Origin of the sequence: Pantoea sp. GM_Pan_3 (assembly GCF_026541045.1) — a bacterium.
Classification (GTDB): domain Bacteria; phylum Pseudomonadota; class Gammaproteobacteria; order Enterobacterales; family Enterobacteriaceae; genus Pantoea; species Pantoea anthophila.
This window is the reverse complement of record NZ_JALNVA010000005.1, coordinates 204,990-229,198: the sequence shown is the minus strand read 5'-3', so window position 1 is coordinate 229,198 and position 24,209 is coordinate 204,990. Positions and strand designations below refer to the sequence as shown.

At 56.2% G+C, this 24,209-nt stretch carries 27 protein-coding genes, 1 tRNA gene and 2 pseudogenes; 16 read left to right on the top strand and 14 right to left on the bottom strand.

Going from position 1 to position 24,209, the window contains the following annotated elements; translation table 11 throughout:
• Window positions 1–25 precede the first annotated feature (25 nt).
• The 7 genes from OXR04_RS15935 to OXR04_RS15905 all read right to left on the bottom strand — a co-directional run bounded on the left by OXR04_RS15935 (window position 26) and on the right by OXR04_RS15905 (window position 6,522).
• Window positions 26–475, bottom strand: coding sequence for a YetF domain-containing protein (locus OXR04_RS15935; RefSeq protein ID WP_009091550.1), 450 nt, complete (start codon window positions 473–475; stop codon window positions 26–28).
• Window positions 476–487: 12 nt separating this feature from the next.
• Window positions 488–1,003: a hypothetical protein gene (locus tag OXR04_RS15930; RefSeq protein ID WP_111207362.1), complete on the bottom strand. Its 516-nt coding sequence runs from the start codon at window positions 1,001–1,003 to the stop codon at window positions 488–490.
• Window positions 1,004–1,062: 59 nt separating this feature from the next.
• Window positions 1,063–1,998 (bottom strand): cytochrome d ubiquinol oxidase subunit II, encoded by a 936-nt coding sequence (locus tag OXR04_RS15925; protein WP_267371993.1) that lies wholly within the window; start codon window positions 1,996–1,998, stop codon window positions 1,063–1,065.
• A 9-nt stretch (window positions 1,999–2,007) separates the two neighbouring features.
• On the bottom strand, window positions 2,008–3,372 hold the full coding sequence (locus tag OXR04_RS15920; protein WP_267371995.1) for a cytochrome ubiquinol oxidase subunit I: 1,365 nt from the start codon (window positions 3,370–3,372) through the stop codon (window positions 2,008–2,010).
• A 360-nt stretch (window positions 3,373–3,732) separates the two neighbouring features.
• Window positions 3,733–4,698 (bottom strand): magnesium and cobalt transport protein CorA, encoded by a 966-nt coding sequence (locus OXR04_RS15915; RefSeq protein ID WP_009091558.1) that lies wholly within the window; start codon window positions 4,696–4,698, stop codon window positions 3,733–3,735.
• A gap of 103 nt (window positions 4,699–4,801) precedes the next feature.
• Complete coding sequence (locus tag OXR04_RS15910) at window positions 4,802–5,821, bottom strand: DUF481 domain-containing protein (RefSeq protein ID WP_046101391.1); 1,020 nt, start codon at window positions 5,819–5,821, stop codon at window positions 4,802–4,804.
• A gap of 104 nt (window positions 5,822–5,925) precedes the next feature.
• The gene (locus OXR04_RS15905) at window positions 5,926–6,522 is read right to left on the bottom strand and encodes a DUF1349 domain-containing protein (RefSeq protein ID WP_009091561.1); all 597 of its coding nucleotides are present in this window, start codon (window positions 6,520–6,522) and stop codon (window positions 5,926–5,928) included.
• A gap of 195 nt (window positions 6,523–6,717) precedes the next feature.
• Between OXR04_RS15905 and OXR04_RS15900 the strand changes: the two genes are divergently transcribed.
• Complete coding sequence (locus tag OXR04_RS15900; RefSeq protein WP_003854080.1) at window positions 6,718–6,954, top strand: DUF2171 domain-containing protein; 237 nt, start codon at window positions 6,718–6,720, stop codon at window positions 6,952–6,954.
• A 133-nt stretch (window positions 6,955–7,087) separates the two neighbouring features.
• Here the strand turns inward: OXR04_RS15900 and ddpX are convergent, their stop codons facing one another.
• Window positions 7,088–7,675 (bottom strand): D-alanyl-D-alanine dipeptidase, encoded by a 588-nt coding sequence (ddpX, locus tag OXR04_RS15895; RefSeq protein WP_140028201.1) that lies wholly within the window; start codon window positions 7,673–7,675, stop codon window positions 7,088–7,090.
• A 640-nt stretch (window positions 7,676–8,315) separates the two neighbouring features.
• Here ddpX and OXR04_RS15890 point away from each other — a divergent pair.
• The gene (locus OXR04_RS15890; protein ID WP_058956340.1) at window positions 8,316–8,549 is read left to right on the top strand and encodes a SymE family type I addiction module toxin; all 234 of its coding nucleotides are present in this window, start codon (window positions 8,316–8,318) and stop codon (window positions 8,547–8,549) included.
• A 52-nt stretch (window positions 8,550–8,601) separates the two neighbouring features.
• Here the strand turns inward: OXR04_RS15890 and OXR04_RS15885 are convergent, their stop codons facing one another.
• Window positions 8,602–8,850, bottom strand: coding sequence for a hypothetical protein (locus OXR04_RS15885; RefSeq protein WP_140028199.1), 249 nt, complete (start codon window positions 8,848–8,850; stop codon window positions 8,602–8,604).
• A 450-nt stretch (window positions 8,851–9,300) separates the two neighbouring features.
• On the opposite strand from OXR04_RS15885, the pseudogene OXR04_RS21570 reads away from it, so the two are divergent.
• From OXR04_RS21570 to OXR04_RS15860, 5 genes and pseudogenes are all read left to right on the top strand, one after another.
• Window positions 9,301–9,543 (top strand): annotated as a pseudogene (locus OXR04_RS21570) (tyrosine-type recombinase/integrase); the annotation flags it as partial.
• A 253-nt stretch (window positions 9,544–9,796) separates the two neighbouring features.
• On the top strand, window positions 9,797–10,600 hold the full coding sequence (locus tag OXR04_RS15875; RefSeq protein ID WP_140028198.1) for a DUF3289 family protein: 804 nt from the start codon (window positions 9,797–9,799) through the stop codon (window positions 10,598–10,600).
• Window positions 10,593–11,045: a DUF943 family protein gene (locus tag OXR04_RS15870; protein ID WP_140028197.1), complete on the top strand. Its 453-nt coding sequence runs from the start codon at window positions 10,593–10,595 to the stop codon at window positions 11,043–11,045. Before OXR04_RS15875 ends, OXR04_RS15870 begins: the two co-directional genes overlap by 8 nt.
• An 85-nt stretch (window positions 11,046–11,130) precedes the next feature.
• Window positions 11,131–11,508, top strand: coding sequence for a glycoside hydrolase family 19 protein (locus OXR04_RS15865; protein WP_258195930.1), 378 nt, complete (start codon window positions 11,131–11,133; stop codon window positions 11,506–11,508).
• A gap of 257 nt (window positions 11,509–11,765) precedes the next feature.
• Window positions 11,766–12,026: pseudogene (locus OXR04_RS15860) on the top strand (tyrosine-type recombinase/integrase); the annotation flags it as partial.
• 15 nt (window positions 12,027–12,041) lie between these two features.
• Here the strand turns inward: OXR04_RS15860 and OXR04_RS15855 are convergent.
• Window positions 12,042–12,118 (bottom strand) — tRNA-Arg (locus OXR04_RS15855).
• Window positions 12,119–12,212: 94 nt separating this feature from the next.
• Window positions 12,213–12,716 (bottom strand): DUF1198 family protein, encoded by a 504-nt coding sequence (locus OXR04_RS15850; protein WP_140028196.1) that lies wholly within the window; start codon window positions 12,714–12,716, stop codon window positions 12,213–12,215.
• 173 nt (window positions 12,717–12,889) lie between these two features.
• Between OXR04_RS15850 and folD the strand changes: the two genes are divergently transcribed.
• Together folD and ybcJ are read left to right on the top strand one after the other, a co-directional pair.
• Window positions 12,890–13,756, top strand: coding sequence for a bifunctional methylenetetrahydrofolate dehydrogenase/methenyltetrahydrofolate cyclohydrolase FolD (gene folD / locus OXR04_RS15845; protein WP_009091578.1), 867 nt, complete (start codon window positions 12,890–12,892; stop codon window positions 13,754–13,756).
• Complete coding sequence (ybcJ, locus tag OXR04_RS15840; protein WP_046101383.1) at window positions 13,757–13,969, top strand: ribosome-associated protein YbcJ; 213 nt, start codon at window positions 13,757–13,759, stop codon at window positions 13,967–13,969.
• 185 nt (window positions 13,970–14,154) lie between these two features.
• Here ybcJ and cysS read toward each other — a convergent pair whose 3' ends face one another.
• Window positions 14,155–15,540 (bottom strand): cysteine--tRNA ligase, encoded by a 1,386-nt coding sequence (cysS, locus tag OXR04_RS15835; RefSeq protein ID WP_046101382.1) that lies wholly within the window; start codon window positions 15,538–15,540, stop codon window positions 14,155–14,157.
• A 212-nt stretch (window positions 15,541–15,752) separates the two neighbouring features.
• Here cysS and ppiB point away from each other — a divergent pair, with 212 nt between their 5' ends.
• The 4 genes from ppiB (at window position 15,753) to purK (ending at window position 18,661) form a co-directional block, all read left to right on the top strand.
• A complete protein-coding gene (gene ppiB / locus OXR04_RS15830; RefSeq protein ID WP_009091583.1) occupies window positions 15,753–16,247 on the top strand; it encodes a peptidylprolyl isomerase B in 495 nt (164 codons plus the stop codon).
• Window positions 16,247–16,963 carry a UDP-2,3-diacylglucosamine diphosphatase gene (lpxH, locus tag OXR04_RS15825; protein WP_267372001.1) on the top strand — a complete coding sequence of 239 codons (717 nt, stop codon included), beginning with the start codon at window positions 16,247–16,249 and terminating at the stop codon, window positions 16,961–16,963. The genes ppiB and lpxH overlap by 1 nt, the downstream gene beginning before the upstream one ends.
• A 130-nt stretch (window positions 16,964–17,093) precedes the next feature.
• Window positions 17,094–17,600 (top strand): 5-(carboxyamino)imidazole ribonucleotide mutase, encoded by a 507-nt coding sequence (gene purE, locus OXR04_RS15820; RefSeq protein ID WP_009091589.1) that lies wholly within the window; start codon window positions 17,094–17,096, stop codon window positions 17,598–17,600.
• Window positions 17,597–18,661 (top strand): 5-(carboxyamino)imidazole ribonucleotide synthase, encoded by a 1,065-nt coding sequence (gene purK / locus OXR04_RS15815; protein WP_267372003.1) that lies wholly within the window; start codon window positions 17,597–17,599, stop codon window positions 18,659–18,661. The genes purE and purK overlap by 4 nt, the downstream gene beginning before the upstream one ends.
• Before the next feature lie 78 nt (window positions 18,662–18,739).
• Here the strand turns inward: purK and ybbP are convergent, their stop codons facing one another.
• Together ybbP and ybbA are read right to left on the bottom strand one after the other, a co-directional pair.
• Window positions 18,740–21,157: a putative ABC transporter permease subunit YbbP gene (gene ybbP, locus OXR04_RS15810; RefSeq protein WP_267372005.1), complete on the bottom strand. Its 2,418-nt coding sequence runs from the start codon at window positions 21,155–21,157 to the stop codon at window positions 18,740–18,742.
• Window positions 21,154–21,840: a putative ABC transporter ATP-binding protein YbbA gene (gene ybbA, locus OXR04_RS15805; RefSeq protein WP_058956347.1), complete on the bottom strand. Its 687-nt coding sequence runs from the start codon at window positions 21,838–21,840 to the stop codon at window positions 21,154–21,156. The genes ybbP and ybbA overlap by 4 nt, the downstream gene beginning before the upstream one ends.
• On the opposite strand from ybbA, the gene tesA reads away from it, so the two are divergent.
• The 3 genes from tesA to OXR04_RS15790 all read left to right on the top strand — a co-directional run bounded on the left by tesA (window position 21,808) and on the right by OXR04_RS15790 (window position 24,175).
• Window positions 21,808–22,434 carry a multifunctional acyl-CoA thioesterase I/protease I/lysophospholipase L1 gene (tesA, locus tag OXR04_RS15800; RefSeq protein WP_140028190.1) on the top strand — a complete coding sequence of 209 codons (627 nt, stop codon included), beginning with the start codon at window positions 21,808–21,810 and terminating at the stop codon, window positions 22,432–22,434. The two genes, ybbA and tesA, sit on opposite strands and share 33 nt — an antisense overlap.
• A 30-nt stretch (window positions 22,435–22,464) precedes the next feature.
• Window positions 22,465–23,238: an SDR family oxidoreductase gene (locus OXR04_RS15795; RefSeq protein WP_046101375.1), complete on the top strand. Its 774-nt coding sequence runs from the start codon at window positions 22,465–22,467 to the stop codon at window positions 23,236–23,238.
• 79 nt (window positions 23,239–23,317) lie between these two features.
• Window positions 23,318–24,175, top strand: coding sequence for a co-chaperone YbbN (locus OXR04_RS15790; protein WP_267372007.1), 858 nt, complete (start codon window positions 23,318–23,320; stop codon window positions 24,173–24,175).
• The last annotated feature ends 34 nt before the right edge of the window (window positions 24,176–24,209 follow it).

Genomic DNA, 24,209 nt, shown 5'->3' with positions numbered 1-24,209 from the left:
CGGCGAACCCTGCCGCCAGAGGCGGTCAGCTGTCTGCGCGGGGGATAACCGAAATATGTCCGTTGACCTCCAGCACGGCATACTTAATCTGATCAAACCGTTCCAGTCCCGGTCCGGAACGCGCCGCCTCCAGCACATCGTCAGGATCAATCCCGGTCATCTTCATGCGTTCGGTCAGCAGGTTGCCGTTTTCCACCAGAATCACCGGACCGCCATCGATCGCCTGCTCAACCACCGGAAAGCGGCTTTTCAGTTTTCCCAGTACGATGTCGATCGTCACCAGCGTGATAATCGTCAGCGCCGCGCCCGTCACCGAGAAATCATCGCCCAGCAGCGCCTGCTGCGTGGCTTCGCTGATAATCAGCAGCAGAATCAGATCGAAAGAGGTCATCTGCAACAGCGTGCGTCTGCCCGCAATTTTGAACACCACCATCAGAACCAGGTAGATCGCTGCAGCGCGTAAAACCGTTTCCATAAAGTGCCTCTGTCAGGGATAGATCCATTGGGTAAATCGGGCCGGCGCGTGATCATCGCCCTGAATCGTGACGTGGATCAGGCCCGCATCGCGTGGCTGCAGGCCGAGCCAGATTGCGTGATCCGCCCCGGTGTCACCGCTGGAAAAGGTCAGCCGCAGATCGCTGCCGATCGTCACGGCTTCCAGCGGCTGCGGCTGCAGCGTCTGGATCTGCAGATTATTCAGCGCGCCGCCGCCAATCGTGATCGTGAAGCGATCGCCGGCGGGTGCGTTGTAGCCAATCCGCATATCCATATTGCTTTCGGTCCGGCCGAACCGTTCATATTCAACCTGAAGTGTGCCGTCTGGCGACCGGCTATGACCCTCGCTCAGCACCCCTTTAGAAAAGAGGCCGCACGCCCCCAGAATCACCAGCAGAATTAACAGATACTCCCCTGCCCGCTGAATCAGCCATTCACGCCGTACCCAGCGAAGATCTTCTTTTATCGGGTAGTCCCGACTCACAATGCGATCTCTCTTCACTCTCATTCCCTCTGGTAAGCGTACCCGCCTCTGCAGCACGCTGCCTGAAGCATAGCGGACGGGCATTATTTCGCGCGGCGCTCAACCCAGAACGACCAGCTGTGGTAGAGCAGCGTGAGCGGCATCGCAATCACCGCTCCCACCAGCACAAAACCCTGCGTGACCGGTGAAGCGGCGCTGTCGCTGAGCGTAAACTGGTAGGGCACCAGCCATGGATAGAGGCCACACAATACGCCGCTAAAGAGTGCGCTAATCAGCATCAGCGTCAGAATGAGTTGCAGTAGCGGCCTGGCGCGCCACAAGGCCACCGGCAGGGCGATCCAGAGCAATACTATCGCGCCTGCCGCGATCCTGCCCGGCGGTCGCTGCCAGCTCTGCCGCCAGAGATCGGCATTGAGATAGAGGTCGGCCAGAAAAATAACCAGCGCCAGCAGCCACCACAGCCAGCTCAGTGCCGCCGCCAGCGGCTGTACCCGATCACCAATGCGCCAGCCAATCCAGCAGCAGGCCAGCAGCGAATTGATCGCCATCAGGCCTGCGCCGCTGAGCAGCGGCACCAGACTCAGCCCATCCGGCAGGCCGGTCTGCGGCTGAGCGCTGATGATCATGCCGGCGCACCAGCCCTGAATAAAGGTCGCCAGCGCGGAGCTGCCCGCCATGAGGCGATCCAGCCAGCGACGCAGGCGGGGAGAACTCTGAGCGCGATACTCCAGTGCCATCGCCCGCACCAGCAGCGCCAGCAGCATGGCAAACAGCGGGACACTCAGCTGACTGAACAGCAGCGCATAGACCGGCGGAAACAGCGCCAGCAGCCCACCCGCCGCCAGCACCAGCCAGGTCTCATTCGCATCCCACACCGACAGAATGCTGTGCGTCATCAGTTCACGCTGTTCATCATCGTGAAACCAGCAGAAAAGCATCCCCACGCCCAGATCCGTGCCATCCAGTAGCAGGTAGAGCAGCAGAGAGAGACAGATAATCAGCGCAGAGAGATCGGCCATGGCACTCTCCTAATGGGGCGTTTTCAGCGCAATCACCACCGGTTCGCCCGATGGCATCTCACCTTTAACCCGGCGCAGCAGATAGCGTAAGCCGAGGGCGAAGGTCAGCGCATAGATCAGCAGCACCGCCACGAAGATGCCCAGCGTGCTGCTGAGTGACAGCGGCGAGACGCTTTGTGCGGTGCGTAACAGGCCATAGACCGTCCACGGCTGACGCCCGACTTCGGTCACGACCCAGCCTGACAGCAGGGCAATAAAGCCCGCCGGTGAGAGCCATGTCAGCCAGCGCAGAAAGCGCCCCGACGTGGTCAGCCCTCCCCGCAAGCGCTGCAGATTCGCCGCCAGCGTGGTCACCAGGATAATCACCCCCAGCCCCACCATCAGGCGAAAAGCGAAAAAGACCGGGAGCACCGGGGGGATGTCATCCGCGGGAAACTCGCTCAGGCTTTTAATGTGGCCGGAGAGGTTGTGGCGCAGATAGAGCGATCCGAGTGCGGGCAGAGTGACCTCCAGAACGTTGCGCTGCGCCTGCTGGTCCGGCAGCGCAAACAGCCGCAAAGGCTCCCCCTCACCGTGGGCTGGCTGGTGCCAGCTGCCTTCCATCGCAGCCAGTTTAGCAGGCTGGTAGTCACGGGTGTTTTCACCGTGCAGATCGCCGAGAACGATCTGCAGTGGCACCGCAAACAGCAGCAACGTCAGCGCGCTGTTGAGCATCAGACGTGAAGCCGCCTCCCCGCTGAAATAGCGGAGTCGCCACGCCGCCACGCCCGCGATCATCACCGCCACGGCAATCAGCGACCCGACCACCATATGGCTGAAGCGCCACACAAAGGAGGGAGCCTGCAAAAGCGACCGCCAGCTGTCCGCCAGAAAAACCCCGTTCGGAGCGCGCGTAAAGCCGACCGGCGTCTGCATCCATGAGTTAGCGGCCAGAATCCAGAAGGCGCTGAGCAGCGCGCCGAACGCCACCAGACAGGTCACAGCAAAATGCACGCCGGGCCGGATTTTGTTGAAGCCGAACAGCATCACTCCGGTCAGGGCCGATTCGAGAAAAAACGCGACCAGCACCTCATAGAACATTAACGGCCCAATCACGCCGCCGGCCTGCTGTGAAAAGCGCGCCCAGTGCGTGCCGAACTGAAACTCCATGACGACGCCGGAGGCGGCACCTATCGCCACCGTCAGGGAAAAGAGCGTCAGCCAGAAGTGCAGCGCATCCCGTGCAGCCTGCTGCTTTCCCCACAGCCAGCGCGCCTCAAACCACACCAGAAAGGGGGCCAGTCCCAGCGTCAGCGCCGCCAGCGTAATATGCATGCCCATGGTCAGCGCAAACTGCGTCCGGGCAATTGCCAGCACCCAGTCGCTGTCATTCATGGCAGTATCGTCCCGAATCCTCAGATCCGCCGGAGTGCGTGACGGATGAGGAGAGACACGCCGCCGCAAGCCGTTCTTTCATCTGACTCTCTCCTGATCTTATTGCCTCTCATCAGCGTCAGGCTTATTTCGCCAGACGGTAAGTCGCCTCTCGTTTTGTCAGTTTATCGTAGTGAAGAAATAAAAGTTCAGCCAGCATCGACCGGGAAAGAATAAAAGCACGTGCAGAACCACATTAATTGCCATCCGGTGAACAGCGATAAAAAAAGATATTATCGCCCTATCGGATGCGCTGCGCTTAAATAACGAAAATAAGCATTAAGCGAGGCGGAGAATTAATTCGTCCGCCTCTGGATTGCCCTACAGCCAGCCGGAGCGACGCAGCCTGGCCCACAATCCGCCGCAGGCCAGCAGCGTCAGCCCGACTGCCAGCGGATAGCCATAATGCGACTTCAGCTCCGGCATATGTTCGAAGTTCATGCCATACATGCTGAACACCACGGTCGGGATCACCAGGATGGCGCCCCACCCCGCCAGCTTTTTCACCACCTCATTCTGCTGCACCGTCACCAGCGCCAGATTGACCTGCATGGCACTGGTGAGCATCTCGCGCATATCCTCCGCATCGGTCACCACATGGCGGGCGTGATCCTGCACGTCCCGGATATAGGCGCGCAGCGGGCGTGGGATCAGATCCTCATGCAGGTGAATAAGCTGGTTGCAGATCTCCTCCAGCGGCAGTGCCGCATTGCGCAGCTTCAGCAGCTGCCGCCGCACGGTATAGACCGCCTGTACCGATCGGCGGTCAAATTCGCTGGTGAAGAGATCGTTCTCCATCTGCCCGACGCGTTCGTTCAGCGAGGTGGAGAGTTCGGCATAACGGTCGACAATAAAATCGAGCAGGCAGTAGAGCGGATAACCCGGCCCCAGTTTCAGCAGCGCCGGATTTTCAGCCGCCCGCTCGCGCACCGGACTGTAGCTCTCCGAGGCACCGTGACGGATGCTGATCAGGAAATTTTTTCCGACAAAGAAATGGGTTTCGCCCAGTTCACAGCTGTCATCTTTCGCACGCACCGTTTTCACCACGATAAACAGCGACTCGCCATAATGTTCGATCTTGGGCCGCTGATGCGCATTCAGCGCATCTTCAACGGCCAGTTCGTGAAGTCCGAACTCTTCCTTGATCTTCGCCATAAACGCCGCGTCTGGCTGCCACAGGCCGAGCCAGATAAACGCCTCCGGCTCTTTAATCACGTCGCTGATATCCTCAACGTCTATCTCTTCGCCCGCGCATCCCGGACGATACACCCTGCTGCTTACGATCATCTTCTGTGTTCCCGTTGTGACAATAGAAGCAGCTTAGCCAATCCCGCGCCCGTAACCGGATAAAAACCGTAAGGATTTGCTGCAACAGTGTGTCGTCAGCGGGTTACCACTTCAGGCCTAATCCGGTGGAGAAGATCCCTTCGTTCAGGGTATCAGGAATGCCGCTGACCAGATTACGATGGTAGCCAACATGCAGGGTCGACCAGGAGGTCAGGCTGTAGCGCAGGCCAACTTCCGCATCCAGCATGAATACGCCGTCGTCATCCAGCGAATGACCGACATCACCGTTGCTGTAGAGCGTGACCGATTTGCCCAGCAGATAGCGCTGATAGTTCCAGCGCAGCGAGCCGCCAAAGTGGCGCTCCTCCCGGTCATCGCTGTAACCATACTCAAAGGCGCCACCCAGCAGGGAGAGTGAGAAGCTGCTGAGTTCGGTGTCCCACAGCTGATAGCCGGGACCGGTGCCAATCAGTGCCTGGCGCGACAGATTCTCCACCCAGTCGCGCTTATAGGTGGCGCGGGCCTGCCAGAAGAACTGCTCCCGGAACAGATAGTCAACGGCGTAGCGCAGGCTGTAGTTGTCGGTGTTGACGCTCTCATTTTCCTGCTCGCGATTGTAGGTTGCGCCAATATCATGCCGCCATTTTCCCTGGTTCAGCTTGGTGTTGAGCGCAAAACTGTAGTCGTCCGTTTTGGTAGAGGCCTTTTTGACCTTCATACCGGCGTCGATGTTGCCGGTCCAGGCGAGCTGATCGCTGCGGACTTTGGCTTTCATAAACTCATCAATGCGCCTGACGGAGACCTGCTGCTCCTGCTCGTCGCGCTCCACCCAGACGTAGCCGGGATCCGAGGAGGAGAGCCGCACCTGATAATGTTCACCGGTTTTTTTGTTTTCAACATTCACCGGATTGTCGCTGGCGAGGGTGCTGACCGCATTCCAGTCCAGCGTGACCGTGCCGGCGTAATGTGTCTCTATCGCCAGCTTGCCATCGCTCAGGTAACGGATGGTGCCGGTTAGCCGGTCGCCATTATTCAGCCAGACGGTATCCGCGGCGGCCTGCTGAGCCCATCCGGCGCAGCAGCTGATAACCAGCAGTGTGGTAAACGAGGTGGCACAGCGCATAGCTTTCCCTGAAAAGGCGTCGTCCTGCATGGACGACGCGTCACCGCAAATTCTGACCTGACAATTAAGCCGATTCCGCGACGATATGCAATGTGCCGCCCCGGTTATGACAGGTCGTGCAACTCTTTACTGAGGGGAGGCCCCAGCCTGAAGTCGGAAAAACGGATCGCCAGTCCCTGCCGCTCCGGCGAGCAGCCCATCACACCGACAAAACGCCGCGCCTGACCGGGCCAGGGACAGAGCCGCAACAGTGGCCAGGTCAGGCCGTCGGTGGAGTACTGGATTCGCAATGCCGCCTTTTCCAGCGTCGCGCGCATCCAGAACTGACGCGCATCACCGGGGAAAACACCGGTAGACCAGTCAGAAAACTCGCGCGTGACCACGCTGCCGATGGCAGGCTGGTCATCATTAAACTCAATGCCTGCTTTAACCCAGTGCGTTTCACTGTCCTGAATAAACAGACCGGCCTGATCGTAGAGCTGGCTGAAGTCCGCCCTCACCTGCACCTGAACGGTAAAATCATTTTCCACCCAGAAGCCAAATGCATGGCCGCTGTGCCGTTCGAAGCCGTACCAGGTGCGCTGCCAGAAATCGCTGTTTAACGCGGTTTCAAACTGCAATGTTTCACCATCCAGACTGTGTACCGGCGGCTGATTAATCCAGACGCCGCCTTCGGCCGTTATTGAACTGACTGCTCTCATGGTCACTCCTTTCAGTAAGGTAAAACGCCTGCAGGCTGGCCTGCAGCGAGGTCATCGGTCTGATCATCATCGCCATCAGGGCCAGTCAGCTTAACTATTTCATTTTGTTAATCGCCTGGCTAAAACGGCATTTAACAGCCAGGCTTGTTTTGTCTGACGGCAACTGAACTCATTAAATATAAGGATTAAGCCACCATGGTAGATAAATCAGAAATTTTAGATCACGCCCAGGTTGTTGATGTTAACGGTGAACATGTCGGTATCGTCGATCATTTCGAAGGTGACGACAAAATTAAGCTGGCGAAAAGCGATCCGGAAGCGGGCGGCAAACACCACATTATTCCTTTCAGCTGGGTGAAAGAGGTTGACGATAATAAAGTCATCCTTTCTAAAGCCAAAGCTGACGTTGAAAGCGAGTGGCAGTCTGCATAATATCGTCGCCGTGGCACTCGCCACGGCGTATTTATTTCACGTACCTGTTTCTGCGCCCTGCCCCGCCCGTTCTCTCTGTCCCTTTAAATTTTTTACTGCATAAACTTTTGGCCACTAATAAAAAGTGCGTCTTTTACGAAGACAGGCTGATATTTTCCATTCGCGTTGTTGCGTAGCAGCCGAATAGCCCTTCGATGAGTGGATAGCGCCCGGCATCGGGCAGTTCAAAATGCCACCATTCAGTTGCAATGCCGGTAAAGCCGCCTCCCAGCATAATGGCATTGAGCAGCAGCCGGTTGCGCTGCGCCTGCACGGCTACCGCAGGATGATAAGGATGGGAGTGCTCGCTCATCTCATCAAAGCCGGTGCCCATATCCATTATCTCGCCACGCTCGTCGATCAGCGTCACATCCACCGCCGTGCCCCGGCTGTGATTAGAGCCGAGTGCCAGGGGAACAACATAGTCCGGATTCGGGCACGCCTGCCAGAGGATCGCCTGCGCTTCAGGAGGACGGTATGCGTCGAGAATGAGCAGCGTATAGCCCGCGACCTCTGCAATATCGATACTTTTCGCCAGCGCTTTTGCCGCATCAACGTGCAGCAGACAGCGCGCATCGCGGTAGATTGGCTGCCCGGTGAGGTTGTCGGCAGTGGCATATTTGAGATCGATGGCCAACCGGGGAAAGGCGTCAGCGATGTCTGTCAGATGGTTATTTTCCATGGTGGTGAGTTCCCTGTTTATGCGCTAAGTCAGGCTGGCCATGAACGGTGATGTTGAGGGGTATCATGGCACTGCGGCAGGGGGAAGGAAAGTGTGTGATGAGGCGTGCTGTGGCAGCGTGATTACTCAGTGTGGTGGCCGGCAGGTAAGAGGCTTCGCAGTAGCTTCAGGATTCACCCACTCAATAGTGTCGACTCCGGTGTATGATGGGGATGCATACTGCCGCATTGATGTTCATCATGTCACAAAGGGTGTCGCGCAATGAAAATAGGGATATTTATGGCAATCCTGTTCGCTTCCTGGGTTCTTATACCCGAAGGATTCATCAGATCACTGATTGCAGGTCACATTAATGGTGATGGTGAAAATGCTATGGATAGCTTCGATTTCACAGTGATTCTACTAAAGGCCGTTTTTTCTGTGCTGCTTGCCTTCACTGGCATCTGGTTATATCACAAAGCTAAACGACGCAGTCTGTAAAAAGCGCATCATCGGCAGCCATCAGAAATCCCGCTGAGCCTCAGGCGTAACCATAAAAAATAACAGAACGGGAAGCGCGAAAAGAGAGATTTTTGCGCGGCTGAAGCGGGCGGCAACCCGCAGCAGCCGCTGACCATAAGCAACTAAGAAGGAGTTGATCATGGCTGACACGCATCATAAGTCAGAGACACGCACATCCACAACCGCCGCCAGCGAATCGCGGGCGCATTATTACAGGGTGGGATACCGACCCAATAAAGGTCAGCCGAACCCGCTGCCACAGCTCACCATCAAGGGACGCTGGCTGGAAGCGCTGGGCTTTACCACCGGGCAAAAGATCGAGGTAATCACCGGGCCGGGACGGTTAATCATCCAGCTGGCGACTGAAGGGTAACTGGCTGACACATAATGTAAAATCCCGGCAACAAGGCCATGATTTACGTACATCACTCAGGATTTGAAGGCGAGGACGGTTTCTCTTTCGACATGAGACATTGTCCTACGCCAATAATCACCCCACATCCAATTGATATTTCAGCTGCTCTGACTAAGTCATTTCGATAAAAATCAAAATCACCTGATAAAAAATAGGATGCCAGAGATATAAATATTCGACCACCTACAAGAATAATGAAAAGGCCCACTACCCATGAAGAAATCAATAATAATAAGAGTTTAATTTTCTTATTTTGCATCACTCTTTTCTCCAGTTGCTGCTGAACTTTTTCAGCCAGGTTCTGTTCGGAACTTTCAGGATATTCAGAACCAGCAGATTCAGCTACTGCTCCTTTAATTTAGGTATAGGAAGTCTGGTAAGCCTGCCCGCTGATGTCCCCAGCCGTTGGCTTTTTACCCGGATTCGCCTTCCGCCTCTGCCGTCTTCATCTGCCCCGGCGTGACATCCTTCATCTGTTCGTTCGCGGCCTTCGTCGCGGCTATCTGCCCCTCTGTCCGTAGGATATCCGCCGCCCGGTTACTGATTTTATCTATCAGCTGCGTCTCACGCAGCCGGTTCTACTCACGCTCCTTGTCAAATAGCGGCGACAGCGTCTGGTTCGCGTGCTCTGCGGCTCAGCTCGCCCCCATTCACCCGCCACCTTCTTCACCGAGCTGTCGCTGCTCATAACCGCCTCATCCAGTTGCGAGTGAAAGACTTCCGCTTTCATGCCCTAAGACACACCTAAGCGAACTGCTTAATCCAGTCTGGCGTTCCGCTGTCCGCGCTGCAGGAAATAGGCGGATGGGAAAGCATCGAAATAGTGCGTCGATATGCTCATCTGGCACCTAACCATCTGACTTAACATGCGCGCAAAGTTGACTCACTTTTGGAGGAAAACAACACAAATATGACACAAGGAGAAAATCAGGTAGGGTGGAATATGGCGTAAGCCACTGAAATCGATGCAGGATTATAACTTTCGAGCCAGTTATCTGTTGCATATGTGATTTTTTCATTTAAATTTGTGATCTGCCTCCAAATATGACTCTTTAGAAAATGACTACTCTCACGGCTAAAGTTAATCACTGCATGATCGTGTGGGCGTCGATGACTCTGAACAATGTTGAGAAGATTCTTAACCTACTTTACAAACAGAAAATGTATAATACTCAAACATTTGAATAAAAGGGATTGATTTTTAAATGAAAGGAATCGACAAAAAACTGATCATCTTCACTACAAAAAAAAGATTCAATGACAGAAATGCCGATGACATGCAAAGTGGCGATATGGATGTTGATTTACTAAAAAAGCATTATCATCTCGGGCAAGTATCAACTTTCATCGATTGGGCTACTTTTGGTCCCTCCTATCAGCATCCTGCTACTCACTCTATACAGCCGGTTAATAGAGAAAAAGCTATTGCGATATTATATGATGAGCTACGATCTCAGTCCTATGCTTTTTCTTTCCGAGGACCATACCAAGGCTTGATTATAAATCTTTTCAATCACATGGAACGTAGTAATGGAAATGATTTTCAACATCCTTTTATGAACAATGCCTACAGAAATCTCATATTGAGTGACAACTCTATCGATAGCACATTATCCATAATTAAAAGCACTATCGAGCAATTTGATTTTAATAAGTCACAATTGACGAAAGAGCATTTTTCAAATGTGTTGTCTAAAAGTCGCCTACCTAAATACACAAGATGGAAAGATTTCGTCAATGGAATGGGCATTACTGTTCACGATATAAACAGCACAGAAATCTCTATAGAAAGCCTGACCTTTCAGGGCAATAAATATAGTGCGACTGTCAAATACAGAGCACAAGATCATTTTGGCTTAGATAAAGAAGATATCTTAAAAGTTAAATTTAACTCTATTGCTTTCTTTAGAATATGGTTCGTTCTACAGAGAGCAAAGCATTTTTCTCAGAAGCCATTTTTCACAAATTTCGAGGCTACTATAACATTGACAGGAGAAAACAATGTTTAAATACAAAAGGATTAGCGTAGTTGTGATTTTTTTAATAACAGCATACTGCGTATGGATTGCTACAAAGCCAGCCAAAATAGTCAGAGTTAATAATGGTGCAGTTTTTGTCGAACATCTACCAATGACTACTGAAGGAAAACTAAAATGGTGGTTGAAAAATAAAGATTCACTTCAGAAAAAATATCATATTATCAGCACTCCCGATAATTACACAGTTATCGTCATGAATTTCGGCGGTTATGAACAATTACCAAAAGGAACCAGAGATGGTTCAATTGATGACTATACCTGCTTTGATGATAGTAATGGCGAGAATAAGAAATGTGTTTATAACAGCATAGCAATTATTGTTAGAGGAAGCCTTAATAGTAAAAGCTATATTAATATAGATGAGCATACATACACCTTAACGCCAGATGGTAAATTAAAAGCTGAAGAGAAATAATAAAGATAAAACAGGCATAATTTTCCTCTTTTTCAGCTTTTATCGTCACAGGATTAAACTTAGTTTTCATCAACCTTTTCATGCGTTGAAACAGACAGTTTCCCTGCACTCATTGAAAGAGCCAGATACAAGAACAGGCCGCAATGTCGGCAACAATTTTCCGGGAGACGGACCTGAATATATTGGCCGTAGGATGCTGCATCTTACGGGCAGAGAAAATTATGACCGCTACGGCAAAATTCTACATAAGGATTTGGTCAATCATCCAGATTCCGTTGCCGTTTATCCGGACATTGCAGTCAGAACAGCGTGCGGGTTCTGGGTCTCACGGTTCGTTAATCCACGTGCGGATAAAGACGATTTGAAAGCCGTTACACTGCTTGTTAATGGTGGCCTGAATGGCTTTACTCAAAGGCATCTGGCGTTGGATCGTATTAAAAAGGAAATGGGGATTGCTCAATGAAAAACATTAAAGCTGCTGTCATTCTATCGGGATAACGGTGACAGAATCTCTATTGATAAAAAAGTTACCCCGCTGGCAAAGATTAAGAATCCGCAAGGCGGCACCCGAAAATTAGACGCTCTTGAAATTTGGGGATATATCTATAAAGGTAAATACCGTATGCGCTTTATGTATTATTCGGACGTGGATTGTACGCTGATGGGTGAAGAAATACTGGAGTATGCGAACCTGTAAGATTCACATCACCCCAGAATATCGGTCTGAAAGCGGCAGGGATTGAAGACTTCCATTTGCATGACCTGAGGCACACCTGGGCGAACTGATTAATCCAGTCTGGCGTTCCGCTGTGAGCGCTGCAGGAAATGGGAGGCTGGGAAAGCATCGAAATGGTACAGCGATACGCTTACCTTGCACCTAACCACTTAACGGAGCATGCACAGCAAATTGATGCGATTTTTGGCAGTCGTGTCCCACATCTGTCCCATGTGGAAAATCAGGTAGTCGGAGGAAAAGGATAAGTCATTGAATTTATTTGGCACGCCCTACAGGATTCGAACCTGTGACCTACGGCTTAGAAGGCCGGTGCTCTATCCAGCTGAGCTAAGGGCGCATGGAGATGGCACGGATTATACGTCGGGAAGCGGGTACGTCAACGTTTTTGCCGCTTCCCGGCTGCGAAGTGCTGCTGTAATGACCAATTGGCGTCAGTGACGCTTGCGCCATTCGCTGAGCGACACGAGTTTACTGCTGCCGGTGAATTCTCCTTCCAGCTCAATCCCTTGTGAGGTGAAACGCGCATTGTATTGCTCACGAAGTACGTGCAGCTCCTGGCTATCTGGCTCCAGCTGTCGCAGAAAGCCCAGCGCGAGCAGCAGCTGCTGGCGGCTGATAAGCGGTGGAAAACCGGCATGCCTGAGAATCGCATGCCAGCGCTGGCTGTTCTCTTCGCTGCCGTCAACAATCAATACCTGCCAGATCAGCAGCACCGCTGCGCCATTATGCAGATGCGTTTCATTGTCGCTGCTGAGATAGTCGGTAAACTCTTTCGCCGCCTCTTTGCCCATCATAGCGATCATTGATTCCACCTGTACCGGAGGCAGACGCAGCCGTTTGCTGAGCCGCTGGGCGGCGTGGCGTGAGCCAGCGGTGAGCAGCTGAAATCCAGCGACAAATACCACCGCCAGCGTAGCAAGCATTATCCAAATCATGACTTCGTCCCCGGGTTGTCCTGCCGATATCATACGCATGCAGGCTGGCTCTCGTCGCGACGAAAAAGCCGGAAGGCGCATACACGGCTGAAACTGTGACTGACAGCAGCCCGCGCTTCTGACAAAATAGCCCCCTTCCCCGATTCAACACAACACAGTGGATTTCCTCTCTGATGGCAGCAAAAATTATTGACGGTAAAACGATTGCGCAGCAGGTGCGCGTTGAGGTTGCGGAAAAAGTGAAGCAGCGCCTGGCGGCCGGAAAACGCGCCCCGGGCCTGGCTGTCGTGCTGGTGGGTGAAAACCCAGCCTCACAAATCTATGTGGCCAGCAAACGCCGTGCCTGTGAAGAGGTCGGATTCCACTCGCGCTCTTACGATCTGCCCGCCACCACCCGCGAAGATGAGCTGCTGGCGCTGATCGATACGCTCAATCAGGATGACGACATCGATGGCATCCTGGTTCAGTTGCCGCTGCCAGCGGGCATCGATAACGTGAAGGTGCTGGAGCGCATCACGCCTGATAAAGATGTCGATGGATTCCACCCTTACAACGTGGGTCGCCTGTGTCAGCGTGCGCCCACACTGCGTCCCTGCACACCGCGCGGTATCATCACGCTGCTGGAGCGCTACAACATCGACACCTACGGCCTGAATGCCGTGGTGGTCGGCGCGTCCAACATCGTCGGTCGTCCGATGAGCATGGAACTGCTGCTGGCGGGCTGCACCACAACCGTCACCCACCGTTTTACTAAAGATCTGCGTCACCACATTGAACACGCCGATCTGCTGGTGGTCGCGGTGGGCAAACCCAACTTTATTCCGGGTGACTGGATTAAACCCGGCGCGATTGTCATCGACGTGGGAATTAACCGTCTTGAGAGCGGCAAAGTAGTGGGCGACGTAGATTTTGAGAGCGCATCAGCACGCGCCTCCTACATCACACCAGTGCCGGGCGGTGTGGGGCCGATGACCGTCGCAACACTGATTCAAAACACGCTGCAGGCGTGTGAAGAGTTTCACGATAAAGAGGTAGATTAAATGGCAACGTTTTCACTGGGAAAATTCCCGCATGTCGATCTGTGTGACCTGCTGAAGCTGGAAGGCTGGGTTCAGAGCGGCGCACAGGCAAAAGTCGTGATTGCCGACGGTGAAGTCAGGGTCGATGGGGCGGTGGAAACCCGTAAGCGCTGCAAAATCGTGGCCGGTCAGACCGTTGAGTTCGCGGGTTACCGCATTACTGTGGTCGCGTAACCTTCAGGCGTCCCTGCGGGGACGCTGTTACAGCATCGTCTCTCCCCTTCCCGCTGTTCCTGTGCAATATGATTCACTGCCGTATGCGGCGCAATCAGCCTCAGGTTACGGACTGAACGGAAGCCGCGGATCTCTATCTGCTCAATCGTCATAATAAAAAAGGGCGATTGCTCGCCCTCTCCGGTTTATTTTCGACGCCAGCTGGAGCCCTGAGGCCCATCCTCGACAATCACGCCCAGCGCGTTCAGTTTGTCGCGGGCGATATCTGCTTCCGCCCAGGCTTTGGCCGCGCGCGCATCGGCACGGGCTTTCACCCAATGCTCAATCTCGGCAACCTCTTCGTCATTTACCTGCGCGCCGCTCTGCAGGAACAGCTCCGGGTCCTGCTGCAGAATGCCCAGCACTTTAGCCAGCTCACGCAGCTTCGACGCCAGCCCATGCGCTGAAGCGCCCTCTTCGCTTTTCAGGCGGTTCACCTCACGCGCCATATCAAACAGCACCGAGTAGGCTTCCGGGGTATTGAAGTCATCATCCATTGCGCTGCGGAAACGCGCTTCAAACGCTTCACCGCCGCTGGCTGGCACGCTGCTGTCGGTGTGGCGCAGCGCCGTATAGAGACGCTCCAGCGCCGCACGCGCCTGATTGAGGTTATCTTCGCCGTAGTTGAGCTGGCTGCGATAGTGACCGGACATCAGGAAGTAACGCACCGTCTCCGCGTCATAGTGCTGCAGCACATCACGTACGGTGAAGAAGTTGCCGAGTGACTTAGACATTTTCTCACGGTCAACCATCACCATGCCGGAGTGCATCCAGTAGTTAACGTACGGACCGTCATGGGCACAGCCCGACTGGGCGATTTCATTTTCATGGTGCGGGAACATCAAATCGGAGCCGCCGCCGTGAATATCGAAATGGCTGCCCAGCTGTTTGCAGTTCATGGCCGAGCACTCGATGTGCCAGCCAGGACGACCGTTGCCCCACGGTGATGACCAGGCCGGTTCATCCGCTTTAGACATCTTCCACAGCACGAAATCCATCGGGTTACGCTTCACGTCAGCGACTTCAACCCGTGCGCCTGCCTGCAGCTGTTCCAGATCCTGGCGCGACAGTGCGCCGTAGTCAGGATCGCTCAGCACATCAAACATCACGTCGCCGTTATCCGCCACATAGGCGTGACCACGGGCGATCAGCGTCTCCACCAGCGCAATGATTTCCGGGATGTGGCGGGTCGCACGCGGCTCCTGATCCGGCGGCAGAATCCCCAGCGCGGCGAAGTCATTGTGCATCTCGCCAATCATGCGGTTGGTCAGGGTTTCGATGCTCTCGCCGTTTTCATTGGCGCGTTTGATGATTTTGTCATCAATATCCGTAATGTTGCGCACATAATTAAGCTGATAACCCAGATAGCGCAGATAGCGCGCCACCACGTCAAACGCCACGAACGTCCGCCCATGACCAATGTGACAGAGGTCATACACCGTGATGCCGCAAACATACATGCCGATTTTCCCGGCATGAATGGGTTTGAATTCCTCTTTCTGTCGACTCAGGGTGTTATAAATCTTAAGCATTGAACGGTTCCGTTTTCGCGTGTGGTTGACACTTTTAAGTATCCAGACATTGTGCCGTATTTTTATCGCTCGCGCGACGCAAAGCAAGCCAACTGCGCCGTGCTGCTGACGCGTCATTGGAAATTATGATATAAGAACGGTCGACAAAAAGGGGGACGCCATCCGACAGAGCGACCCCGGCTACTGATCACAACCTTTACAGGACGACAAAAATGGTAACTTTCCAGACGAACCATGGCGATATCGTAATCAAAACCTTCGATGATAAAGCGCCAGCAACCGTACAGAACTTCCTGGATTACTGCCGTGAAGGTTTTTACGACAACACCATTTTTCACCGCGTAATCAACGGCTTTATGATTCAGGGCGGCGGCTTTGAGCCGGGCATGAAACAGAAAGCGACCAAAGACGAAATCAAAAACGAAGCGAACAACGGCCTGAAAAACACCAAAGGTACGCTGGCTATGGCTCGCACCTCTGCGCCGCACTCAGCGACTGCACAGTTTTTCATCAACGTGGCTGACAACGACTTCCTGAACTTCCGTGATGAAAGCGTTCAGGGCTGGGGCTACTGCGTATTCGCTGAAGTGGTTGAAGGCATGGATGTGGTCGAGAAGATCAAAGCGGTCTCTACCGGTCGCAGCGGCATGCATCAGGATGTACCGAAAGATGACGTCGTTATCCAGAAAGTGACCGTCAGCGAGTAATGTCGCGCACGCTGTTTATCGCAGATCTCCATCTGTGTCAGGAAGAACCGGCGATTACCGCCGGTTTTCTGCATTTTTTACAGCGCGAAGCGCCCCACTGCGACGCGCTCTATATTCTCGGCGATCTGTTTGAGGCCTGGATTGGCGACGACGATCCCGATCCTCTGCATCAGCAGGTGGCCAGCGCCCTGCGCGCCCTGCCGGTTCCGGTTTACTTTATTCACGGCAATCGCGACTTTCTGGTGGGCCGACGTTTCGCGCGTGCCAGCGGGATGACACTGCTGCCCGAAGAACAGGTGCTGACGCTGTATGGCCATCGACTGCTGATCATGCATGGCGATACGCTCTGTACCGATGACGCCGGTTATCTGCGCTTTCGCGCCAAAGTGCACAATCCGTGGATTCAGCGGCTGTTTCTGGCCCTGCCGTTGTGGGTCCGCAAACGCATTGCTGCCCGGATGCGCGCCGACAGTAAACAGGCTAATCAGCACAAATCACAGAGCATCATGGATGTGAATCAGGATGCGGTGGTCGCGACGATGCAGCGCCATCAGGTGCCGCTGCTGATCCATGGGCACACCCATCGTCCGGCGATTCATACGCTGACCCTGCAGAGTGAGGCGGCGCAACGCGCGGTACTCGGCGCCTGGCACAGCCGCGGCTCCATGATCCAGCTTGACGCTGCTGGCATTCAGCTTATCGATTTCGACTTTTAACCGGCGGGTAAATCCCCGACATCAGCCCGACGCAACCGTTTTCCTTGCGCCCTTCTCATGCTATTCTCTGTGCCCTTCAAAACCTGTCCGCCCGGCCAGGTCTGTTTGTTCATTCACAGGAGTTGACCGCATGTCATCCAACGCCCCGGCCCGCATCGCCATTGTCATGGGTTCCAGAAGTGACTGGGCCACCATGCAGTTCGCCGCTGAGATCCTTACCAGCCTGGACGTCCCATTTCATGTCGAAGTGGTCTCTGCGCACCGCACCCCGGATAAACTGTTCAGCTTCGCCGAATCGGCAGCCGAAAACGGTTTTCAGGTGATCATTGCCGGCGCAGGTGGCGCGGCACATCTGCCGGGTATGCTGGCGGCGAAAACCCTGGTGCCGGTACTGGGTGTACCGGTGCAGAGCGCGGCACTGAGCGGCGTGGATAGCCTCTACTCGATTGTTCAGATGCCGCGCGGTATTCCGGTCGGTACGCTGGCAATTGGCAAAGCGGGCGCAGCCAATGCCGCCCTGCTGGCAGCGCAGATTCTGGCCCTGCATGACGGCGCACTGGCGTCACGTCTCGATCACTGGCGGCAGAGCCAGACTGATGAGGTGCTGAACCATCCCGATCCGCGGGTGGATGCATGAAGCCGGTCTGCGTTCTGGGCAACGGCCAGTTAGGCCGTATGCTGCGTCAGGCCGGTGAACCGCTGGGCATTGCGGTCTATCCGGTGGGTCTGGACGCCGATCCTGCCGCGCTTCCTATCGCCGACAGCGTGATCACCGCCGAAATCGAGCGCTGGCCGGAAACGGCGCTGACGCGGGAACTGGCCCGTCATCCCGCCTTTGTGAATCGCGATATTTTTCCACGTCTGGCCGACCGCCTGACGCAGAAACAGCTGCTGGATGAGCTGGGGCTCGCCACCGCGCCGTGGCAGTTGCTGGCGGATAAAAGCGAATGGCCGGCGGTGTTTAACTCGCTGGGCGAACTGGCCATTGTAAAACGCCGCACCGGGGGTTACGACGGGCGCGGTCAGTGGCGTCTGCACGCCGGTGAGACGCACACCCTGCCGGAGGAGTGCTACGGTGATTGCATCGTTGAGCAGGGCATTAACTTTTCCGGTGAAGTCTCCCTGGTAGGCGCACGCGGCCACGATGGCAACGTTGTGTTCTATCCGCTGACGCATAACCTGCATCAGGACGGCATACTGCGCACCAGCGTAGCGCTGCCGCAGGCAGATCAGGCGCAGCAACAGCAGGCCGAGGCGATGCTGAGTGCGATCATGCAGGCGCTGAATTACGTGGGCGTGATGGCGATGGAGTGTTTTGTTACGCCTGCCGGACTGCTGATCAACGAGCTGGCCCCGCGTGTGCATAACAGCGGCCACTGGACGCAGAACGGCGCGTCAGTCAGCCAGTTTGAGCTGCATCTGCGTGCCATTCTTGGCCTGCCCCTGCCGCAGCCGGTGGTGTTTGCCCCGTCGGTGATGGTCAATCTGATCGGCACTGCGGTGAACCTCAGCTGGCTGCAGCAGCCGCTGGTGCATCTGCACTGGTATGACAAAGAGGTACGTCCGGGCCGTAAGGTGGGCCATCTCAATCTGACCGACAGCGATGCAGAACGGCTTAAGGCCGCGCTGGATGCGCTGGTACCGCAGTTACCGGCAGAGTACGCCAGCGGCATCGCCTGGGCCGTTGAAAAACTGTAGTTCCCCGTTACCCGCTCGCGGGTGCGGTCCGGATGAAGCTTAAAGGGCGGCCTGGTGCCGCCTTTAAGCCATTATCCCTTACGCCGCATCAAACTTCCTGAACAGCGCCTTTCCTTTCAGTAACCGGATCCCCAGCCAGCCGCCGCACAGCGATAACAGCAGGGCACCGCACAACGGCAACGCCAGCCACAGTGTCCAGTCCGGCTGCCAGGGGAAGTCGAAAATCTTACGCTGCAATCCCCACAGCGCCGCCTCCGCGCCTATGGCCGCCGCCACACCTGAAACCACCCCCAGCAGTGCAAACTCACACCACAGCGTGGTGCGCAGCAGTCGCCTGCCGGCTCCCAGCGTGCGATAGACCACCAGCTCCTGACGCCGCTGGCGCATACCGACCTGAATCTGCGCCAGCAACAGCAGGATGCCGCAGGCGGTGACCAGCACCACCATAATCTCCAGCGCCTGACTGACCTGCGTCAGCACCTGACCGACCTGCCGCATAATGGTGCCAATATCCAGCAGGCTTAGCGTCGGAAAGGCCCGGTTAAGCGCGGCCAGCAGGGCGGGATCGGACGCCATGCGGAAGCTGGTGAGCCAGGTCTGAGGCTGGCTGTCGAGCGCCCCAGGTGGAAAGATAAAGAAGAAGTTTGGCTTCAGGCTCTCCCAGTCCACTTTGCGCAGACTGCTGATGCGGGCGCTGAAGGTCTGCGTATCGCCTTCAAATGTCAGGGTATCACCCAGCTTCAGGCCCAGCCTGTCCGCCAGTTCCACTTCCATCGATACTTCACCCGCGCCAGGCGGCCAGCTGCCGGACACCAGCGGATTGTGATCCGGGCGCTCCGCCAGGGCCGTCAGGTTAAGTTCACGGTTGAGAGCGTTATCCCGTTCGGGGTCGGCAGGTTTGCCATTGAGTCCGGTGAGCCGCACCCGTGCAATCGGATAAAAGGTTTCAGGCCTGATCTGGTGCGACTGCAGGAAATCGCGCACCTGCGGCACCTGATCGGCCGTCATATTCAGCAGGAAGAAGTTCGGGCTGTCCGCCGGTAGCTGCTGCTGCCAGCGATCCAGCAGATCGCCGCGCATCACCAGCAGCAGCGCCAGCAGCATAAACGAGAACGAAAAAGCCGCGAGCTGGCTCAGCGTCATGCCGGGCTGGCGCAACAACCGGTTGATAGCCAGCCGTAACGCCAGATTGCGCACCACCAGCCGGCGCAGCAGCAGCAGGGTTCCCCAGCCGAGCAGGGCCAGCAGTGCCGCCAGCACCACCACGCCTGCCAGCAGCGCCCAGAGCATTTTACTGCCGCCGACCAGCAGAGCGAGCAGCGCAACGACCACGCCGCCCATCAGCGGAATATAGATTTTCAGCGGCCAGAGGCTGGCGACCGCATCACGCCGCAGAACGCGGAGTGGCTGCGTCGCCAGCAGCAGCCGGTAGGGGCGCAGGCCGACCAGCAGCGAAATCACAAACAGCGATCCCACAGCCCAGAGCCACGGCCAGAGGCTGGCGGCGGGTAAGCTGGCGGGCAGGACCGGTTTCAGCATCGCCATCAGCATCGCTTCCACGCCCTGCCCCACCAGGCCACCGGCTATCGCCGCCAGCAGCAGCACTGCCAGCCACTGACCGATAATCAGGCGCTGCAATGCGCCCTGCGTAGCGCCCAGGGTTTTCAGCACCGCCACCAGATCGTAGCGGCTGCGACAGTAGTGACTCATGGCGACCGCCACGGCGGCTATCGCCAGCATCAGCGTCAGCAGCGCCGAGAGCAGCAGAAACTGCTGCGCCCGCTGCATGGATCGCCCCAGCGCATCTTCAGAATTGTCGACGCTGATCCAGCGCTGGTCCGTTTTCAGCTGCGGTTCAATCCAGCGGTCATAGCGGGCCAGCGCTTCAGGATTACCCAGAAACTTATAGCGCCAGGTCAGGCGACTGCCGGGCTGAATTGCACCGGTTTTTGCGGCATCCGCCAGATTAATCAGCAGACGCGGCGCCATTTCAAAGGGGTTGAAGCCACCATCCGGCTCCTGGATCAGCTCCCCGGTTATCCGCAGCCGGGTGTCCCCTACGTCCAGCATATCGCCCACTTTCAGATTCAGCAGCGCCATCAGACGCGGCGCGGCCAGGGCGGTGCCCGCCTGCGGTTTCAGCCCTGGCGGGGCTGTCTGCAGCGTGCCAGCCATCGGATAGCGCTCGTCTACCGCTTTCACGGCGGCGAGCTGAGGCGACTCACCGGCAAAGGTCATCGTCATAAAGGTCAGCTGACGGCTGACCGTCAGACCGCTCTGCTGCGCTTTCTCCAGCCAGGCTTCCGGTGCCGCATCTGTGCTGCGCAGCGTGCGGTCACCCGCCATAAAATCACGGCTCTGCTGATTCAGCCCTTTTTCCATCCGATCGCTGATCGATCCCAGTGCCAGCACGCAGGCTACCGCCAGCGTCAGGGCCAGCCAGACAATCAGCAGCGAGGGCGACCGCCACTCGCGCCAGAACCAGCGCCAGATCATTGCTCCTCCCACAATTTACCGTCACGCAGCCGGAGACGACGGTCGCAGCGCGCCGCCAGTTGCTCATCATGTGTCACCAGAATCAGGGTGGTGGCAAAGTCACGGTTAAGGGAAAAAAGCAGATCGGCGATGCGATCGCCGGTTTTGCGGTCAAGATTGCCGGTCGGCTCATCGGCAAACAGCAGACCCGGCCGCCCACTGAAGGCGCGTGCCAGCGCGACCCGCTGCTGTTCGCCGCCGGAAAGCTGAGCCGGCAGATGGTGCAGACGTTCCCCCAGCCCCAGCAGCGTCAGAAGTTCACGCGCCTGTTCACGGCTCTGACGGTCACTGTCGCCACGCAGCAGCGAGGGCAGCTGCACGTTCTCCAGCGCGTTGAGGGTTGGCACCAGCATAAACGACTGAAAAACAAAGCCGACCTGCCGGGCGCGCAGGGCCGCTCGCTGCTCTTCGTTCATCTGGTGCAGCTCCTGCCCCAGCAGATGGACTTCGCCGCTGCTGCCATCATCCAGCCCGGCCAGAATGCCCAGCAGCGTTGACTTACCGGAACCTGACTCGCCTATCAGCGCAATGGTCTCGGCTGGTTTGACAACCAGCTCAACTCCGGTAAGGATGGTCAACTGATGCTCTCCCTGACCGACGGACTTAGTAAGATGATGAACTTCAACAATGTTTTCCGCTGGCATTATCCCTTCCTGTTATTGGTTCTTCTGCTGGTGTCGCGGTTTGCGGCTGCCGATACGCTGATGGTGCTGGGCGACAGCCTGAGTGCGGGCTATCGCATGTCCGCCACGGCCGCCTGGCCCAGCCTGCTTAACAAGCAGTGGCAGCAGCAGCCTGAAGTCATCAACGCCAGTATCAGCGGTGATACCTCCGCTCAGGGGCTGGCGCGTCTGCCCGCACTATTAAAACAGCATCAGCCGCAATGGGTGTTAATCGAATTGGGCGGTAACGATGGCCTGCGTGGTTTCCCGCCCGCGACCATTACGCAGACGCTGAGTAAGGTGATCGAAGATGTCAAAGCCGCCAATGCGAAACCGCTGCTGATGCAGATTCGCCTGCCGGCCAACTATGGTCGCCGCTACACCGAGGCGTTCAGCGGCATCTATCCGGGATTAGCGCAGCAACACAATATTCCGCTGGTGCCCTTCTTCATGGAGCAGGTCTATCTGAAACCTGAATGGATGCAGCAGGACGGCATCCACCCCAATCCCGATGCCCAGCCTTTTATCGCCCGGTTCATGGCGAAAGAGCTGGCCCCTTTAGTTAAGCAGCCGTAGCGCGACCGGATAGGCAAAAAGGGTAAAGAAATGCAAAAAACCATCCTGATTACAGGTTGTTCCAGTGGCATCGGCCTGGTCGCCGCACAGGATCTGCTGGCGCGCGGCTATCGGGTGATCGCCGCCTGTCGCAAAGCAGATGATGTCGCGCGCATGAGTTCGCTGGGCTTTACCGGACTTCAGCTGGATCTTGACGATCCGCAGAGCGTGGATCAGGCCGCAGACACGGTCATTGCACTCTGCGACAACCGTCTGTACGCGCTATTTAACAACGCTGGCTTTGGCCTCTATGGCCCGCTTCGGACGCTGACCCGCCAGCAGCTGGAACAGCAGTTTTCCAGTAACTTTTTCGGTGTCCATCAGCTGACGCTGCGGCTGTTACCCGCGCTGCAGGCCAGCGGCGACGGACGCATTGTTAACACCAGTTCGGTGCTGGGACTGATCTCGACCCCCGGCCGCGGGGCGTATGCCGCCAGTAAATATGCACTGGAAGCCTGGAGCGATGCGCTGCGGCTGGAAGTACGCAGCAGCGGCATCCGGGTCAGCCTGATTGAGCCCGGCCCGATCCAGACCCGCTTTACCGACAACGTGACGCAGGGCGAACAGCACAATCCGGTGCGCAATCCCGGCATCGCGGCCCGCTTTACCCTGCCACCGGAAGCCATTCTGCCGAAACTTCGTCACGCACTCGAGAGTCAGCATCCCCGTTTACGCTATCCGGTGACCCTGGTCGCACACGTGATGAGCCTGCTGAAACGGTTGCTGCCAGGCTGGATGCTGGATCGCATTTTGCGCAGCCACTAATCAGCCGCAGGCATTAGCGCTTGAAGCCGGGCCCGTTGGCCCCATATTCTTAGAACACTTTTTGCAAAGAGACTTCTCCATGTCACCACATGCTTCGATCATCGACATCAACGAATCTAACCTGCAGCAGACCCTTGAGCAGTCGATGCAGCTGCCGGTGCTGTTCTACTTCTGGTCTGAGCGCAGCCAGCACTGTCAGGAACTGACGCCGCTGCTGGAGCGGCTGGCGCAGGAGTATGCGGGTCAGTTTATTCTCGCCCGACTGGATTGCGACAGAGAGCAGCGCGTGGCGGCGCAGTTTGGTCTGCGCTCTATCCCGACCGTCTACCTGTTCCAGGATGGTCAGCCGGTCGACGGCTTCCAGGGCCCGCAGCCGGAAGAGGCTATCCGCGCCCTGCTGGAAAAAGTCCTGCCGCGCGAAGAAGAGCTGAAAGCCCAGCAGGCGATGGCGCTGATGCAGGAAGGGAAACCGCTGGAAGCGCTGCCGCTGCTGAAAGAGGCGTGGCAGTTAAGCAAACAGTCCAGCGAAATCGGCTTCCTGCTGGCGGACGTACTGATTACGCTGAACCGCAGCGATGAAGCGGAAGCGGTGCTGAAAGTGGTGCCGTTGCAGGATCAGGATACCCGTTATCAGAGCCTGATGGCGCAGATCGATCTGCTGAAACAGGCGGCGGACACGCCGGAGATCCAGCAGCTGCAATCCCAGCTGGAAGCGGAGCCGGCTAACGCCGGGCTGGCTGCTAAACTTGCGTTACAGCTGCATCAGGTGGGCCGGAATGAAGAGGCGCTGGAACTGCTGTTCAGCTTCCTGAAATCCGATCTGAATGCAGCGGATGGCCAGGCGCGTAAAATGCTGCAGGAGATTCTGGCTGCGCTGGGCACCGGCGATACACTTGCCGCGCGCTACCGTCGTCAGCTCTACTCCCTGCTTTACTGACCGGCAGACCCCGGGCCGAAGCGACTCGGCCCGT